A 15,509-nucleotide genomic window follows, 5' to 3' on the forward strand; every position below is an offset into this window, starting at 1 on the left:
AATTATCAAGTAATGAAATGGTTCATTGGGGAGGTAGATTATGCAAAAACGGATACCGTTTGAAGTTTCCAAGACTGAGTCCTTTTATGACAAATTAGGAGAATGGATTGGCGATCTATTCTATGATATTTTGCCTGATGCCGGCTTCGAACTAAGGGACGAACAAATTTATATGGCCTTCCAATTGGAAAAGGCCTTCAAGGATAAAAAAATAATGTTCGCCGAAGCAGGAGTCGGGACAGGGAAAACAATTGTTTATTTACTGTATGCAATCATGTATGCCCGCTACACGAATAGGCCAGCCGTCATTGCATGTGCAGATGAGACACTTATAGAGCAGTTGGTAAAAAAAGAGGGAGATATTGCAAAGCTCGAAAGGGTACTCGGGTTAAATATTGATGTTCGCCTGGCTAAATCCCGTGATCAGTACCTGTGTTTAAAAAAGCTTGATCAGGTTCGGAATAACGATTTTTCAGATGAGATTTCCGATTTGTATCTAAAGCTGCCCGACTTTATTCACACGGGCGGCTCGATGCAGTCTTTTGAAAAATACGGAGACAGACGTGATTTTCCGCATTTGTCTGATGAAATATGGAGCAATGTAAATTGGGATCCTCTTCAGGATTGCTTTTCCTGTGAAAAGCGCCACCGCTGCGGATTAACTCTGCACAGGGAATATTACAGGCATTCGACTGATTTAATTATCTGCTCCCATGATTTCTATATGGAACATATTTGGACGAAGGAATCAAGAAAGCGGGAAGGGCAGCTGCCGCTGTTGCCGGACCATTCTTCCATTGTATTTGATGAGGGCCATCTGCTTGAATTTGCTGCACAAAAAGCATTAAGTTACCGGTTTACTGATTATACCTTGGATACTTTGCTTACTAGGCTGATGGAAAACGAAGTCAGAGAGAAAACATTATACACAATAGAAGAAGCACTTTTAGAAAATGAGGCATTTTTTGAGACAATCTCTCAATTTTCTGCACATGCAAAGGGATCTGAGAAACAAATTATTTCGAAGCATCCTTTAGTTTTAAAAACCTGCAGGAAGTTACTGTCAACACTTCAATCCTTGGAGGAAGAACTTGTCTTTGAAAGTGAGTTATATGTCATAAATGAGTATGATTTAAAGATTGTTGAGGAGTATTTAGAGCAGATTACCTATTCATTATCACTTTTCCTTCAAGAATTGAACGGAATCACCTGGTTTGAAGAGAGCAGGGGCGAACGGACACTTGTGATTATGCCAAAAATGGTCGAAGAAGTGATGCGAGAAGAGGTGTTTTCACAGAAAAAGCCATTTGTTTTTTCGTCAGCGACACTGTCAAATCAAAAGTCATTTGATTATATTGCAAATAGTCTTGGTATAAAGGATTATTTATCGTTTTCTGTTGCTTCGCCATTTGCCTATGATGAAAACATGGAAGTCTATCTTCCAAGATTTTCAAAAGAAAGCATTGCAGAAAAAATAAATTATCTAACTCAAGTCATTCATCAATCCGAGGGACGAGCCTTAATTCTATTAAATAATAAAGAAGAACTGTCTCATCTTAAAAGACACCTGCCGGGAGTATTACCATATCCTGTTTATTTTGAAGGGGACGAAGAAATCAGCACGCTCGTTTCCAAGTTTCAAAATGAGGAGCATGCTATACTTTGCTCGATTCATCTTTGGGAAGGGCTTGACATTCCAGGAAGATCGCTTGAAAATGTATTGGTCTTTTCCCTTCCGTTCCCGCCAAATGATCCCGTTTTTACAGCTAAGAGGGATGGGGTAGACCATCCATTCCTTGAGGTTGATTTACCATATATGCTCCTTCGCCTGCGTCAAGGCATAGGGAGATTAATTCGCAGTGAAACAGACAGGGGAACAGTTCATATCATGATAGATGAAGATATCGATCCAACCGTATTACAGAGTATCACCGCTGTCTTACCGACCGAACCCATAGAAGGATAAAAAATGGAAGCTCTCGTTTAGAGAGCTTCCATTTTTTTATCTCATACCTAAATAACTTTTTCCTTCCGCTGTCATTTTATCAGGTGACCAGGCGGGCTCCCAGACAAGATTGACCTCTACATTTCTTGTTTTCTCGATTCCTTCTACACAATAGCGGACACCCCTTGTAATGCTGTCATGAAGCGGGCAGCCAGGTGTTGTCAGCGTCATCGTAATTTTCACATCATTTTCATCCGTAATTCCAACGCCATAAATTAAGCCTAAGTCCACTACATTGATATTTAACTCAGGATCATACACAGTTTTTAATTCTTCAAGGATTCTTTCTTCTAAATTCATGATAAACACCTCACTATTTTTTTATAACTCTAACAATATTAATGGCAATGATAAGAAACATGATGGATAAGATGAATTGTCCTATATTAAACAGTACGGCTGTTTTTAAGGCCAGGGCACAAAATATAATGATAACTGCCCCAATAAAGATTGACAGGACAGGGATAATGATTTTTTCATTCATCATTTCTTTTAATGTCGGCACTTTTGACTTCCCGATTTCATTGCTATATTTATAGGTCCACCAAAGAAACGGAACGATTTTATACAAATATCCAATAATACTAAGGACAATCCAAAGTAATAGATAAGCGTATACCAGTGGGCCAATTAGTGTAGTAAAGCTGTTGGTCCACAATAATATAAATGCTGCTAAATGGATGGCGTTGCCCAGTCCAATTGCAATTAGCGAAAACGTAAAGGGTTTATCTAGCTTTTTTTTCAATCTTTTATTGATAATGATTGTGGTATGCCAGCTGAAAATCGAAAAGCCTGCCAAAAGTAAGAAGAAACCTATTTTTAATAGACTGCTGCTATTAGAAAAGAAGGAAATGAGTGATAAAACGAGACCAGCAGTATAGTATCCATACACGTATCTTGCATGGACCATTGGAAACCCGTGTGACAAAGAAAACATAGGCACCATCTTATAGGAAAATCCGAAAATTAATAGGGTAAACCAGCCAGTAACACCCATTAATAAATGGCTTTTAAAGATTGAATGATAGTATTCAGCACCAATCCCTGTTTTTAAACAATAAATTAATGTAATTCCTAATGAAATAGTGATAAATAAACATACTAGTGCCGATCCCACGAAAGCAGTCAAAATGTTTGGTTTGGCTTGTAATCTTAATGTCATAAACATCTGCACTAAAAACATAATGATACCAATTAAGGTAACGACCCCTGGAATTAAAGCATTTTGCGGTGATACATAGAGCATAGCTGAAAAAGTGGCAATGCCTATTGCCGTAACATAAAATTGAACAAAGCCAAATTTCTCATTCCATATTTTCGTCAGGAAGGCAACAGGAACAAGCTGGTACATGGCTCCCATCGCTATCATTAACGCCCAGCCTAAAACTAATAAATGAGCTGAAGACCAGATCGCAGGGATTCTAAAGCTTCCATCAGCCATTAATTGACCGTTTACTAGCAATAGAATTTGCGAAAGTACTAGGGCGATTAAACTAAAAAAGATAAATGAGAAAGGCAGTTTAATATTTGTTTCACTCCCCATATTTTGAGGAACCATAATAGTACACCTTCTTAGCGAAAGATCTCGATTTTAAAACTTCCGTCAGTTTGCGGTTCTGTGCGTTGCTTGTAGCCCAGTTCTTCGAGCTGCTCATAAAGGAACATCGGTCTCCTGTCATTAATAATCGTTAAAACTTCATTCTCCCCAAGCGTTTCAAGGGCAGCCAATGTCCGCATCATTGGCTGCGGCGGTTCTAACCCGCGATTATCTAATATCATTTCAATCACCTTCCCATCCTATTTCTGTTAGCTTTTCTTTGTAAAGATAACTTTCCAGTGCTTTTTTTCAATTTCTACTTCTTCATGGGTAAAGCCTTTTGCTTTTAGAACGGCGAAAAGCGGTACTGGCTTAAATGGAGCATGAAGAATAAAAATATCATTATTCTTACATTCCTTAATGGTCTCCATAATTTTTTGAAACGGTTCAATTTTATTTTTAAGATCCTCGCGCACGTCCAATTCAATTACTCTTTTTTCCATTTGCTTGACAACCCCTTCTATTTTTATTTGTGCAAAATTTCTTTATCAATAGAATAACTCTTGTTGTAATGCCTCACGATCGATTACATAATACCCATCTTCGTCTTGTGTAACAAATTCCTTCTTTTTTACATGATTGATGGTTCTGCTGACGGTTTCTCTCGAAGTACCAATCATATTGGCTAATTCTCGATTGGTGAACTGAGTTGTAAGCTTGTAGCGATCTCCAGCCTTCTCCCCGTTCGATTTACACAGTCTAATGAGTAGTAAAATAATTTGTTCATATGTGTTATGGAGAACTTGTGCTTCCAATCTTCCTTGCAGGTCAACAATTTTTTCCCCCAACACTTTAAAAAGCTTAATGCAGAGTTCCGGATAGGAAATAAGAATTTCTTCAAATTTGTCAATCGGGATGACAATGAGATGTGCATCATCCATCACCTCGGCATGTGCAGGGAAATTCCCTTTTCTAAAAAATCCGGCATGCGGAAACATTTCTCCCGGTTCAAGGACAGAGATTAATTGCTCTTTGCCCGAATGATCTGTTTTATAAATTTTGATTTTCCCGCTATGAATGAAGAACACGCGGTCAAGATGATCATCCTGCATAAAAACATACATCTTATGCTTATAAAACCGAGTTTGAGCAATCTTAACGATTGGGTCAAGCTCCATTAAGGATAATTCCTTGAAGATTGGGACATCAGACAACCGTTTGATTATGTCCTCCTGCTTCATTAACATCACCTTCATATTATTAATTCGATTTAAACTCATTGTAGCAATGATTTTTTCGTATTAATGTGACCTCCATCATAGGTAGATCATTTTTATTGAAAATAATTCTCAATGTGACAATTTTGTGAAAGAAACATTTAGTGTGTGACAATTATCACAGCTAAGAAATGAGGATATTCACTTTGTGATGCTTTTTTCAAAGTTAAAATACAGTCTGTAATGAAAATAGAGAGGATGAAAGGCATGGAAATAGAACATCGTACGTCTACCGGTAAAGTATTGAAGACGAATAAAAATGGTCTGTTAAAATCTGTTTTAATTGCGACTATTTTAATTAGCTTCACCGTTTTACTCGTTGGCGGCTATTGGATATTTAAAGAACAAGCGCCACGGCCATTAGAAGTGACAAATGAAAGTGGTGATGTCCTTTTTACAAAGGAATCTATTATGGGCGGTCAGGCAGTATTCCAAAAGTATGGTTTAATGGACTACGGTACTGTTTTAGGACATGGTTCATACATGGGGCCTGATTATACGGCAGAAGCCCTTAAAATTTATACAGAAGGAATGCAGGCTTATAAAGCAAATGATAAATATGGAAAAGATTATGCTTCTTTAAATGAGGATGAAAAAATAGTTATAAAAAACAAAGTTATAAAAGAAATGCGTAAAAATCGCTATAACAGCCGAAAAGATACAATGGTTTTAACAAATGCTCAAGCTTTTGGTCTTGAAAAGGTAAGGGCACATTATCAAGAAATTTTTACGAAGGGTGACGGCTGGGGATTAAAACCAAACCTAATTAAAGAGGAGGATATGCCAAAAACGGATCGTGCATATGTGGCAACAGGCGATCAAATTACCCAGATATCTGATTTCTTTTTCTGGACGGCATGGCTCTCCAGTACCGTTCGCGAAGGAGATAATATCACCTATACAAATAACTGGCCATACTATGAAGACGCAGGAAATCAGTTATCTTTCTCTGCTGTTTGGTGGAGCGGCGCCAGCATAACCATTTTTGTCCTGGTATTAGGAATTATTCTTTTTGTTTTCTACCGCTATCAATTTAGTATGCAGGAAGCTTATAAAGAAGGAAACTTTCCTCGAATTGATTTACGTAAAATGCCGGTGACAAGTTCACAGGTGAAGAGCGGAAAGTATTTTGTTATCGTTTCTGCTTTATTCTTTGTCCAGTGTATGTTTGGGGCATTACTTGCGCACTATTACATAGAACCGGATAGTTTCTTTGGAATTAAGTGGATTCATGATATTCTGCCATTTAATATTTCAAAAGGTTACCACTTGCAGCTGGCTATTTTCTGGATTGCAACAGCTTGGCTTGGTATGGGTATTTATGTTGCTCCGCTTGTTGGCGGTTATGAGCCAAAGAAACAAGGATTACTAGTCGATATTTTATTCTGGGCATTGGTGGTCCTCGTTGTCGGAAGTATGGTTGGTGAGTGGCTTGGTGCCAATGGGTACCTAGGGAATAACTGGTTCTTGTTCGGCCATACAGGCTGGGAGTATATCGAGCTGGGACGTATATGGCAGATAATCCTGATTGCCGGCATGTTCATTTGGCTGTTCATCGTTTATCGGGGAATTAGGGCAGGTCTTAAGAAAGAAACCGATAAAGGTGGGTTGATCCACTTATTATTCTACTCGGCGATTGCTGTACCTGCATTCTACGTTTTTGCCCTATTTATCAACCCGGGAACAAGCTTTACTTTTGCTGATTACTGGCGCTGGTGGATTATTCACTTATGGGTTGAAGGTATTTTTGAGGTATTTGCTGTTGTTGTTATTGGTTTCCTTTTAGTTCAATTGGGTTTGGTAACAAAAAAATCTACTGTTAGACAGCTATATTTCCAATTAATCCTGCTTCTAGGCAGCGGGGTAATCGGTATCGGTCACCATTATTACTATAACGGTTCAGCTGAAGCGTGGATTGGACTTGGAGCTGTATTCTCAGCAATGGAGGTCATTCCATTAACACTGCTAATCCTTGAAGCATACGAACAATACAAAATGATGCGTGCAGGAGGTGTAGATTTTCCTTATAAAGGAACTTTCTGGTTCCTTATCTCTGTAGCGATTTGGAACTTGGTTGGTGCAGGGGTGCTCGGCTTCTTAATTAATCTTCCGGCCGTCAGCTATTTTGAACATGGACAGTTCTTAACACCTGCACATGGGCATGGTTCGATGATGGGTGTGTACGGAATGTTTGCCTGTGCTGTACTTCTTTATTCATTACGGAACATTGTGAAGCCTGAAAGCTGGAACGATAAATGGCTTAAATTCAGCTGCATCATGTTAAACGCAGGTCTAGCCGGAATGGTCTTCTTATCCTTGCTGCCGGTCGGCTTTATTCAAATCAAAGAAGCTTTCGACCATGGATACGCAACATCACGTTCAGCAGCCTTTCTGCAAAAGGATCTAGTTCAAACATTACTAACTTGGCGTGCGGTGCCTGACACCATTTTCCTTATTGGCGTTGTGGTATTAGTGGTATTCTGTCTAAAAGCTCTCTTCCATTTACGTAAGCCAACGCATAAAGAAGGGGAAAGTCTCCCAGTGAAAGATTTATCACTTGATGAAGAATAAGAAAAAATCCGCAAGGTCTAGCTTTGCGGATTTTCTTTTTCTTTCATTAGCTCTTTATAACAATCGAAACAATAAGTGTCGCTTTCTTCTGTGTGAACGCCGTTAAAGAAACCATCTAAACAATAAAGGTCTTTGTTACAGCATTTACATGAACCTACTAATTCTTGCAAGCTCCAAGCCCCCCTAATAAAACAGTATAAATAAAATCATGTATTAGGTGTGATACGCAGCACTAAATGGAAGCATCCATTTCCTTATAATAGAAGAGAAGTTAACATACTATAAGGAGTGATAATAATGCAAACCTATACAAAAGTGATCAATGTCCCAGATTTTCCACCACGTGAAAAGCATCCAACCATCTTTAATGGTTTCGATGGATTAGTGCCCGGTGAAACAATGATGATTGTTAACGACCATGATCCAAGACCGCTGTTATATCAATTCATGATGGAAAGATCTGAGCAATTTTCTTGGGAGTACCTTGAAGAAGGTCCCGAAACATGGAAAGTCGCTATTAGCAAGAAGTAATATGGTTTAGGTGTCTTTAAAACGACTGAACCTTAACCCTCTCTAATCATTTTACGTGAATATTTATTTTCCTAGTAACATCCTCTTTTCCCTATATATTATATTTTACAACAGAAATCCGTTTCTGTTGTTTTTTTATTCTCTTTCCGGTTATCAAATATCCACTTTTCAGAAAATATGATAAAATTTATCTGTTACAAAAAAAGGGGGATTCGTATGAGTGGTACACAAATAGAAAAAGAATTTCTAGAATATGTAAAAAAGATGTCTGCATATAATGAAGCACTTGGTTTAATTTACTGGGACCTGAGGACAGGTGCTCCAAAGCAGGCGGTAGAACAAAGGTCGGAAGTAATCGGAATGCTTTCTGCTGAAGTATTTAAAATGTCTACATCTGAGGAGATGGCCGCATACATAGCTAATTTATCAAAAAGGCCGCTGTCGGAACAAACCAGCAAAATTTTACAAGAATGCAAAAAGGAATATGAACGAAATAAGAAAATTCCTGCGGAAGAATATAAAGAGTTTGTCATTCTCCAATCAAAGGCAGAGAGTGTATGGGAGGAAGCGAAAGAAAAAGCAGATTTTTCCTTGTTTAGCCCATATCTAGAGAAGCTAGTTGCGACGACAAAACGATTCATCAACTATTGGGGTCACAAGGAAAAAAAGTACGATATTTTATTAGATATGTATGAACCCGGCATGACAATGGAAGTATTGGATCAAGTATTTGGTGAACTTAGGGAAAAAATCGTCCCGTTGGTCAAGCAGATTTCAGAGTCTTCCCATAAGCCGCAAACAGACTTTTTATTTAAATCGTTTTCAAAGGGAAATCAGCGTGAATTTAGCTTAAAAATCCTCGATAAAATGGGGTACAACTTTCATGCAGGAAGACTGGATGAAACCGTTCATCCCTTTGCGATTGGTTTAAACCCCGGGGATGTCCGTGTGACCACAAATTATGACGAAAACGACTTCCGTACAGCTGTTTTTGGTACCATCCATGAAGGCGGTCATGCTTTATACGAACAAAATGTTTCGAAGGACCTGATTGGTACACCACTTTGCTGTGGAACTTCAACAGGAATTCATGAATCGCAGTCACTTTTCTATGAGAATATTTTAGGCCGAAGTTTTTCATTTTGGAAAAATAACTACAGTCTTTTAAAGGAATACGCAGATGGTCAGTTTGATGGAGTTGAACTCGAAGAATTCTATCGGGCAATAAATGAATCTAAACCATCATTCATTAGAATTGAAGCAGACGAATTAACCTACCCGCTCCATGTCATCATCCGCTATGAAATTGAAAAAGGGTTGTTCAATGATGAAATCGAGGTAAAGGACCTGCCGAAGATTTGGAATGACAAATATGAGGAGTATCTAGGCATTTGTCCTAATCATGACGGGGAGGGTGTCCTTCAGGATGTCCACTGGGCCGGCGGCAGCTTTGGTTATTTCCCATCCTATGCATTAGGGTATATGTATGCAGCACAATTTAAGCATAAAATGCTCGAGGAACTTACAAATTTCGATCAATTAGTAGAACAAGGAGACCTGCTCCCAATTAAAGAATGGCTGACGAAAAATATCCATCAGTATGGCAAAATGAAGCAGCCGTTAGAAATCTTACAGGACGTCACTGGAGAAGGTCTTAATCCAAAATACTTAATTGAATATCTTTTTGAAAAATATGGAAAGGTTTATCAGTTAAAGTGAAAAAGGCCATTCCTGTATTATTCATTGCGATCAGTGCATCATTATGGGGAATTATTGCTATATTTGTAAGGGGCCTTACTGAGGCAGGCTTTACTTCGATGGAAATTGTTACTATCAGGGTTGTCACAGCGGCAATGTTGCTAATCATAATTGGAGTAATCAAATACCCTGCACAAATGAAAATCAAATTTTCGGATACCGGCCTATTTATTGGAACAGGGATCTTCAGCATTGTCTTATTTAATTGGTGTTATTTTTCTGCAATCAATCAATTGAATTTGTCGCTTGCGGTGATTTTATTATATACAGCACCAGCATTTGTAACCGTATTATCCTATTTGTTTTTAAAAGAAAAAATGAATTCAACCAAAATAGGATTGGTTTTTGCGACGATTGCAGGCTGTGTATTAGTGGCAGGGGTAAATCTAAATTCTGCGGCAGATATCAGGCCAATTGGGATTCTAACGGGTCTCGGGGCAGGCTTCGGTTACGCCTTATACACGATTTTTGGTAAGTTCGCTTTGAAAAAATATCCAACTTATACGGTCACATTGTTTACCTTTATCATTGCATCGTTAGCATTGCTGCCAGTGACACAGCTTTGGGAAAAATGGAACCTCCTCGTAAGTAGTGAGATTCTCCTATATGGTATAGGACTGGGATTAATTCCTACGGTAATTGCTTATTTATTGTATACAAAAGGGCTTGAAAAAGTGGAGGGTAGTAAAGCCGCTATCATAGCAACCGTTGAACCAATTATTGCTACGATTTTGAGTGTATTTTTGTATGAGGAAGGTTTTGGCGTGATACAGGCAACAGGCTCATTAATCATACTTTTATCGGTAATTATCGTTAATCGACCCAAGAAACGGCAGGGTAACAATTACACAGAAAAGGCTTCAATCTAGAAGATTGAAGCCTTTTTAGTGTCTAGCTCCAGCGCGCTTGCGCTTTTCTTTTTACCACTTACTCCATGTCTGGAATCCTTTTGATCCGGGTGGTGCATTTTGAATGATATCGATGAATGGAATCGTGTAAGCAAATAAAATTAAAGCTGCTGTGATTCCAAGCCATAATTTCCAGTTTTCAAATACCATTGGAGCTTTTTCTGAAAGATTTTCTGCTTCTGCAACTGGAAATTCTTCTTCCCCCTTAGGAGCAAAGAAAGCAAGGTTCACAAAGATGATGATGACTAAAATTATTCCTAAGAAAAGAATGGTTCCGCCAACTGCCTGAGCGATTTGATAGGGAATCCAATCCATCGCTTGTTTAGCACCGCCGTAAGTAGAGAAGGCAGAACGTCTTGGACCGCCAAGTAATCCTTGGATATGCATCGCACCAGACATGAAAGCCATACCGATAAACCAAACCCATGCTTGGATGATTCCTAACTTATTCATTGCTTTTGTTAACTTTCGTCCAGTTAAATGCGGTACTAACCAATAAGAAATTCCAAAGAACGTTAAGACTACAGATGTTGCTGCTGTTAAATGGAAGTGGCCAGTTACCCAAATGGTGTTATGCACGACCTGGTCCATTTGGTTTGAAGCATTGATAATCCCGCCCGCGCCGGCAGGGATAAAGGAAGCCATACCGATAAATGGAACAGTAAAGCGGGCATCACCCCAAGGCAGTACTTTAAACCATCCGAACAAACCAGTCGCACCCCTACTGCGGCCATATCTCTCAAATGTAGCGAATAGAGAGAAGGCAGTCATTAGTGAAGGAATAACAACCATAAAAGTAAGGATAACTTGGAAAAACTTCCAAGCAGGATCAATTCCAGGCTCAGTTAATTGATGGTGAAAACCTACCGGTATAGAGAATAGCAAGAATAAAATAAAGGACAACCGTGCTAACGAATCTGAGAAAATTTTTCCGCCAATAATTTTTGGAATAATTGCATACCAGCACATATACGCAGGTAACAGCCAGAAATAAACTAAAGGGTGACCAAAATACCAGAACAATGTACGGCTGACTAGCACATCAACAGTATCCACTAATCCAAGTGACCAAGGAAGTAATTGGAATAAGACGGTTGCCGCAACACCTAGCGTCGCAACAATCCACATCACAGTATTGATTACTGCCATAAAGCTTAGTAGTGGGCTAGGCTGGCCAGGGTTGTTCTTACGCCATCTTGCATAAGTCATAATTTGAGCTGCACCATCAACCCAGCTGCCGATCACGACAAAAGTTAATCCTAAGTAAAAAATCCAATGTGCTTTAAGTGGCGCATAGAAAGTATATAGAACAGATGCTTCCTTAAGCAGAACCATTGTAGCTGCCATTAAGGTACCGATTAACATGACCCAAAAGCCAATCCAGCCAGCGCGTCTTGCAGCGTTCGAATGTCCGCCGGTTGTTCTGCTTACGGCAGCATATTGAAATCCCATAATAAAGAAAGTTGTTAATACAAGACCCATTAGGACACCATGGACCGTTAAGATTTGGTAATAATCAATGCCCCATGGCAGTTCCCATTTACCGGAACGGACAAGGGTTTGCAATAATCCCATTAATCCGCCAAGAGCAAGAGCGGAAAAGGCAACAAAGAAGTGTGCCATTGAAAGCTTTGCATCACGAGGGTCAACTTTTACTTTTGCTGCTGCACCGTTAACCATTATTTTACCACCTCAATCATCGAACTCATTAAATGGTGCCCGGCACCACAATATTCATTACAAACAATTAAATATTCGCCTGTCTTGTCAAAAGTTGTTGTATATTCGCTGACATAACCAGGTTCCAGCATCATATTAATATTAGTCCCAGCCACTTCGAAACCGTGAATAACATCTTTTGTTGTCGCAATAACTTTTACTTTTGCACCAAGCGGCACCTCCACCTTCGCCGGATTGTAAGAGAAGGCAGATGCGACATAAACCAATTCATAGTCCCATTCTTTTCCATCAACCTTATGAAGGCCTGGCTTATCAAATGGTTTTGTTTGATCAACTTGCTCAGGATCAATAGTTGTTAAACAGCTTGGCGGTTTGTTGCCAAGATAGAAAGCGCTGACACCTACTACTGTTAAAAAAATGACTAGACAGCTAATACCAAAAGTCAGCCAAATCTTTTCAAGTTTATGCATGTGCATAATGTTTTCCCCCTTCAATCATTAAAAACGGTCTACGAATAGATAGTAAACACTAACCCAGGTGACAATTATAAATGCTCCTAATAAGAAAACGGATGCCATTGTCCCCTTAAGCGAAGAGCTGTCTTCTACTTCAGTTTTTTGATTTGTTTTTAGTCCCGCTTTCGCCATCCCTTTGCACTCCCCTCAGAAAATTAGGTTAATAATTAAATAAGTTCTCTTTCATAATACAAAACATTTGTGAAAGTAAAAGATGAAATTTCGGAGTTCACAAATTGTTCATTCCTTAGATATCTACTATGTTAATGTTAAAAACTTGGTATAACAGTGATTTATATCACAATCGCGTGGGTGGAAATGTGAATAAAATGTGAACTATCACACCATTCCTGTGATAAAAGTAATTGATTATTGTTTCACAAACAAAAAAATGATTTGGTTTGAGAAAGAAGTCACACTGCAATTATTTAAAAATATGATAAAACTAAACGTCTTGATTTCATAGGAAGCGAGTGATCTGAATTGGAAAAATACTACTGTGAACAATGTCGTCTTTTATATAATAAAGTGGAATATTGCAAAGTTTGTGGATTATTGGCAAGTAATAAAATTAAGATTGAAGTTCAAAAACAATCTGAAAAACAATGAAAAATTGGAAATGTTTATGTAATGATGAAAATGTTAATCCGCGATATAATTTAGGAGCACAACAACAACCTTCAAAACGTTTGCTTCCCATTATAGGGAGGCTTTTTTTTTGCGCTTCAACAGGTTAAATGCTGGAATAATTCTTTAATGATTGGAAAAAATACCCTTATCTAGATCAAAGGAGATTGATTATGCCAGCTGTTATTTCCGTTTCGGAGGTTATTCCCCCATTTGCCATTACCCAGGGACAAGCATCGGAGTTTGCAAAAGAACTTTTTGCTGGCTCATTTAAAGATATTGATAGACTGTTGAAAGCCTTTCAGAATGGACAAATTGAAAAAAGGCATTTTGTCAAAAATATAGAATGGTTTAAAGAAGATCATTCATTTGAAGAGAGGAATAAGGCCTACATTGAGGCCGCGGTGACGTATGGAACAGAAGCAATAGTGAAGTGTTTAAACAATCCTGACTTCCTGAAGAAGAATATTCCATTAGAAGAGATTGACGCTATATTTTTCATTTCATCAACAGGTATTTCAACCCCCAGTATTGAAGCAAGAATCATGAATCAATTAGCATTTAACCCGCATACAAAACGGGTGCCGATATGGGGACTTGGCTGTGCCGGCGGGGCGGCCGGCTTATCGAGGGCGCATGAATATTGCTTAGCATTTCCACAGGCAAAAGTGATCGTCCTTTCCATTGAACTGTGCAGTTTAACGTTTCAGAAGAATGACCTGTCAAAAAGTAATTTAATTGGAACCTCGCTTTTTGCCGATGGGATTGCCTGTGCATTGGTTATTGGTGATGAGGTAAGAATAGAGACGTTAAGCAAAAAAAATACAAGTCCTGAAATCATTGCTACCCAATCAACACTTATGCCTGATTCCTTGGATGTGATGGGCTGGGAATTAAGGAACACAGGATTATTCGTGATCTTTTCCCGTGATATCCCTCATATTGTCGAGGGGTGGCTTAAGCCAAATGTTATGGGTTTTTTAGCGGATTACAAACTGAAACTTGAACAAATCGATTGTTTCATTGCTCACCCTGGTGGAAAGAAGGTCTTGGATGCATATGTGAGATCATTGGATATTCCTTCTTCAATGAATGAGATATCATTAGAGGTTTTAAAACAATTTGGAAATATGTCATCAGCAACAATTCTTTATGTGTTAAGACGATATATGGAGATGGATATTCCGAATAATACAATTGGTCTGGGGACGGCACTAGGGCCAGGATTTAGCTCCGAATTACTCTTGTTGAGGTGGAAATAATGAGGGATATTGGTCCATTTATCATTCTGCTAAGTGTTGTCATCATGCAGCGTATCGTGGAATTAATTATTGCCAAAGGCAATGAAAAATGGATGAAGCGTCAGGGAGCAGTGGAGTTTGGTGAAAAGCATTATAAGTATATGGTCACGCTGCATGTACTATTTTTTCTCGTATTCATTACGGAAAAGGTAGTGTTGAATCGAGGTCTATTCCCAGTATGGCCAATTGTTATTTGTTTATTTTGTCTTGCTCAGACCATGAGAATCTGGGCAATCGTTTCTCTAGGAAAGTATTGGAACACAAAAATTCTAGTCTTAGCAGGAGCAAAAATTATAAGAAAAGGGCCGTACCGATTTTTAAAGCATCCGAATTATTTTGTGGTAGCGATTGAACTGGTGTTGGTTCCCGTCTTGTTTAATGCCTTTTATACAGCCTTTTTATTCACACTTTTAAATATCATCATGTTAATGATCCGAATCCCTGAGGAAGAGAAGGCGCTTAGTACATTAACAGAGTATAATGCTGCTTTTCAGGACTGCCATCGCTTTCTCCCCAAAATTATTAAATAAATGTGACAGTATTAATGGGACTATTGAAAATGAATATCACTCGTGATAAAATAAGTTCAATAATGAAAATCATTCTCATATACGAGTCTGATAAGGAAGGTGTTACATATGGCCATTGCTTTTGTCGGCGGCACCATTATTATTTATGCATTTGTCATGAAGCACGTTTTAAAAAATGTCACTCAATAAGGAATTGTTTATGTATTTGGCCAAGGTATTAAACCTTGGCCTTTTTGTGTTGAAAATTGTTTTTATTAAAATCAGTGTCA

The 15,509-nt window shown here is 38.5% G+C and carries 16 protein-coding genes; 7 read left to right on the forward strand and 9 right to left on the reverse strand.

The window, feature by feature from the left end; translation table 11 throughout:
* Window positions 1-40: 40 nt before the first annotated feature.
* Complete coding sequence (locus ACO1D1_RS05515) at window positions 41-1,966, forward strand: ATP-dependent DNA helicase (protein WP_149870753.1); 1,926 nt, start codon at window positions 41-43, stop codon at window positions 1,964-1,966.
* Between the two features lie 36 nt (window positions 1,967-2,002).
* Here the strand turns inward: ACO1D1_RS05515 and ACO1D1_RS05520 are convergent, their stop codons facing one another.
* Genes ACO1D1_RS05520 through ACO1D1_RS05540 form a run of 5 tightly spaced genes read right to left on the reverse strand, consistent with a single transcriptional unit; the run spans window position 2,003 to window position 4,783 of the window.
* Window positions 2,003-2,305, reverse strand: a complete 303-nt coding sequence (locus ACO1D1_RS05520; RefSeq protein WP_149870752.1) for a metal-sulfur cluster assembly factor — start codon at window positions 2,303-2,305, stop codon at window positions 2,003-2,005.
* 13 nt (window positions 2,306-2,318) lie between these two features.
* Window positions 2,319-3,563, reverse strand: a complete 1,245-nt coding sequence (locus tag ACO1D1_RS05525) for a hypothetical protein (protein ID WP_423335222.1) — start codon at window positions 3,561-3,563, stop codon at window positions 2,319-2,321.
* Window positions 3,564-3,577: 14 nt separating this feature from the next.
* Window positions 3,578-3,784, reverse strand: a complete 207-nt coding sequence (locus ACO1D1_RS05530) for a DUF2249 domain-containing protein (RefSeq protein ID WP_149870750.1) — start codon at window positions 3,782-3,784, stop codon at window positions 3,578-3,580.
* 27 nt (window positions 3,785-3,811) lie between these two features.
* Window positions 3,812-4,045 (reverse strand): DUF2249 domain-containing protein, encoded by a 234-nt coding sequence (locus ACO1D1_RS05535; protein WP_149870749.1) that lies wholly within the window; start codon window positions 4,043-4,045, stop codon window positions 3,812-3,814.
* Between the two features lie 45 nt (window positions 4,046-4,090).
* Window positions 4,091-4,783: a Crp/Fnr family transcriptional regulator gene (locus ACO1D1_RS05540; RefSeq protein ID WP_423335237.1), complete on the reverse strand. Its 693-nt coding sequence runs from the start codon at window positions 4,781-4,783 to the stop codon at window positions 4,091-4,093.
* A 243-nt stretch (window positions 4,784-5,026) separates the two neighbouring features.
* Between ACO1D1_RS05540 and ACO1D1_RS05545 the strand changes: the two genes are divergently transcribed.
* Window positions 5,027-7,390, forward strand: a complete 2,364-nt coding sequence (locus tag ACO1D1_RS05545; RefSeq protein WP_423335223.1) for a nitric-oxide reductase large subunit — start codon at window positions 5,027-5,029, stop codon at window positions 7,388-7,390.
* 17 nt (window positions 7,391-7,407) lie between these two features.
* On the opposite strand, the gene ACO1D1_RS05550 is transcribed toward ACO1D1_RS05545, so the two are convergent.
* Window positions 7,408-7,560, reverse strand: a complete 153-nt coding sequence (locus ACO1D1_RS05550; protein ID WP_190284669.1) for a hypothetical protein — start codon at window positions 7,558-7,560, stop codon at window positions 7,408-7,410.
* A gap of 127 nt (window positions 7,561-7,687) precedes the next feature.
* Here ACO1D1_RS05550 and ACO1D1_RS05555 point away from each other — a divergent pair, with 127 nt between their 5' ends.
* From ACO1D1_RS05555 to ACO1D1_RS05565, 3 genes are all read left to right on the forward strand, one after another.
* Window positions 7,688-7,921, forward strand: coding sequence for a DUF2249 domain-containing protein (locus ACO1D1_RS05555; RefSeq protein WP_423335224.1), 234 nt, complete (start codon window positions 7,688-7,690; stop codon window positions 7,919-7,921).
* A gap of 216 nt (window positions 7,922-8,137) precedes the next feature.
* Window positions 8,138-9,640 (forward strand): carboxypeptidase M32, encoded by a 1,503-nt coding sequence (locus ACO1D1_RS05560; RefSeq protein WP_423335225.1) that lies wholly within the window; start codon window positions 8,138-8,140, stop codon window positions 9,638-9,640.
* Window positions 9,637-10,548, forward strand: coding sequence for a DMT family transporter (locus ACO1D1_RS05565; protein ID WP_423335226.1), 912 nt, complete (start codon window positions 9,637-9,639; stop codon window positions 10,546-10,548). The genes ACO1D1_RS05560 and ACO1D1_RS05565 overlap by 4 nt, the downstream gene beginning before the upstream one ends.
* Window positions 10,549-10,599: 51 nt before the next feature.
* Here ACO1D1_RS05565 and ACO1D1_RS05570 read toward each other — a convergent pair whose 3' ends face one another.
* From ACO1D1_RS05570 to ACO1D1_RS05580, 3 genes are read right to left on the reverse strand one after another with little or no spacing between them, the layout of a single operon-like run.
* On the reverse strand, window positions 10,600-12,267 hold the full coding sequence (locus tag ACO1D1_RS05570; protein WP_149870745.1) for a b(o/a)3-type cytochrome-c oxidase subunit 1: 1,668 nt from the start codon (window positions 12,265-12,267) through the stop codon (window positions 10,600-10,602).
* A complete protein-coding gene (locus ACO1D1_RS05575) occupies window positions 12,267-12,743 on the reverse strand; it encodes a cytochrome c oxidase subunit II (RefSeq protein ID WP_149870744.1) in 477 nt (158 codons plus the stop codon). The genes ACO1D1_RS05570 and ACO1D1_RS05575 overlap by 1 nt, the downstream gene beginning before the upstream one ends.
* 21 nt (window positions 12,744-12,764) lie before the next feature.
* Entirely contained in the window at window positions 12,765-12,914 is a 150-nt protein-coding gene (locus ACO1D1_RS05580) for a cytochrome c oxidase subunit 2A (protein WP_149870743.1), read from the reverse strand.
* A gap of 668 nt (window positions 12,915-13,582) precedes the next feature.
* Between ACO1D1_RS05580 and ACO1D1_RS05585 the strand changes: the two genes are divergently transcribed.
* On the forward strand, window positions 13,583-14,671 hold the full coding sequence (locus tag ACO1D1_RS05585; RefSeq protein WP_149870742.1) for a type III polyketide synthase: 1,089 nt from the start codon (window positions 13,583-13,585) through the stop codon (window positions 14,669-14,671).
* Window positions 14,671-15,240: an isoprenylcysteine carboxyl methyltransferase family protein gene (locus ACO1D1_RS05590; RefSeq protein WP_423335227.1), complete on the forward strand. Its 570-nt coding sequence runs from the start codon at window positions 14,671-14,673 to the stop codon at window positions 15,238-15,240. Before ACO1D1_RS05585 ends, ACO1D1_RS05590 begins: the two co-directional genes overlap by 1 nt.
* Window positions 15,241-15,509: the final 269 nt, after the last annotated feature.

This window comes from Neobacillus sp. 19, assembly GCF_049463095.1.
Classification (GTDB): Bacteria; Bacillota; Bacilli; order Bacillales; family Cytobacillaceae; genus Neobacillus.

Coding starts and splice junctions, on each gene's coding strand:
- ACO1D1_RS05530 (WP_149870750.1), bottom strand. CDS start 3,784: ATGATATTAGATAATCGCGGGTTAGAACCGCCGCAGCCAATGATGCGG.
- ACO1D1_RS05540 (WP_423335237.1), bottom strand. CDS start 4,783: ATGAAGCAGGAGGACATAATCAAACGGTTGTCTGATGTCCCAATCTTC.
- ACO1D1_RS05525 (WP_423335222.1), bottom strand. CDS start 3,563: ATGGTTCCTCAAAATATGGGGAGTGAAACAAATATTAAACTGCCTTTC.
- ACO1D1_RS05545 (WP_423335223.1), top strand. CDS start 5,027: ATGGAAATAGAACATCGTACGTCTACCGGTAAAGTATTGAAGACGAAT.
- ACO1D1_RS05585 (WP_149870742.1), top strand. CDS start 13,583: ATGCCAGCTGTTATTTCCGTTTCGGAGGTTATTCCCCCATTTGCCATT.
- ACO1D1_RS05515 (WP_149870753.1), top strand. CDS start 41: ATGCAAAAACGGATACCGTTTGAAGTTTCCAAGACTGAGTCCTTTTAT.
- ACO1D1_RS05555 (WP_423335224.1), top strand. CDS start 7,688: ATGCAAACCTATACAAAAGTGATCAATGTCCCAGATTTTCCACCACGT.
- ACO1D1_RS05570 (WP_149870745.1), bottom strand. CDS start 12,267: ATGGTTAACGGTGCAGCAGCAAAAGTAAAAGTTGACCCTCGTGATGCA.
- ACO1D1_RS05520 (WP_149870752.1), bottom strand. CDS start 2,305: ATGAATTTAGAAGAAAGAATCCTTGAAGAATTAAAAACTGTGTATGAT.
- ACO1D1_RS05575 (WP_149870744.1), bottom strand. CDS start 12,743: ATGCACATGCATAAACTTGAAAAGATTTGGCTGACTTTTGGTATTAGC.
- ACO1D1_RS05535 (WP_149870749.1), bottom strand. CDS start 4,045: ATGGAAAAAAGAGTAATTGAATTGGACGTGCGCGAGGATCTTAAAAAT.
- ACO1D1_RS05560 (WP_423335225.1), top strand. CDS start 8,138: ATGAGTGGTACACAAATAGAAAAAGAATTTCTAGAATATGTAAAAAAG.
- ACO1D1_RS05580 (WP_149870743.1), bottom strand. CDS start 12,914: ATGGCGAAAGCGGGACTAAAAACAAATCAAAAAACTGAAGTAGAAGAC.
- ACO1D1_RS05590 (WP_423335227.1), top strand. CDS start 14,671: ATGAGGGATATTGGTCCATTTATCATTCTGCTAAGTGTTGTCATCATG.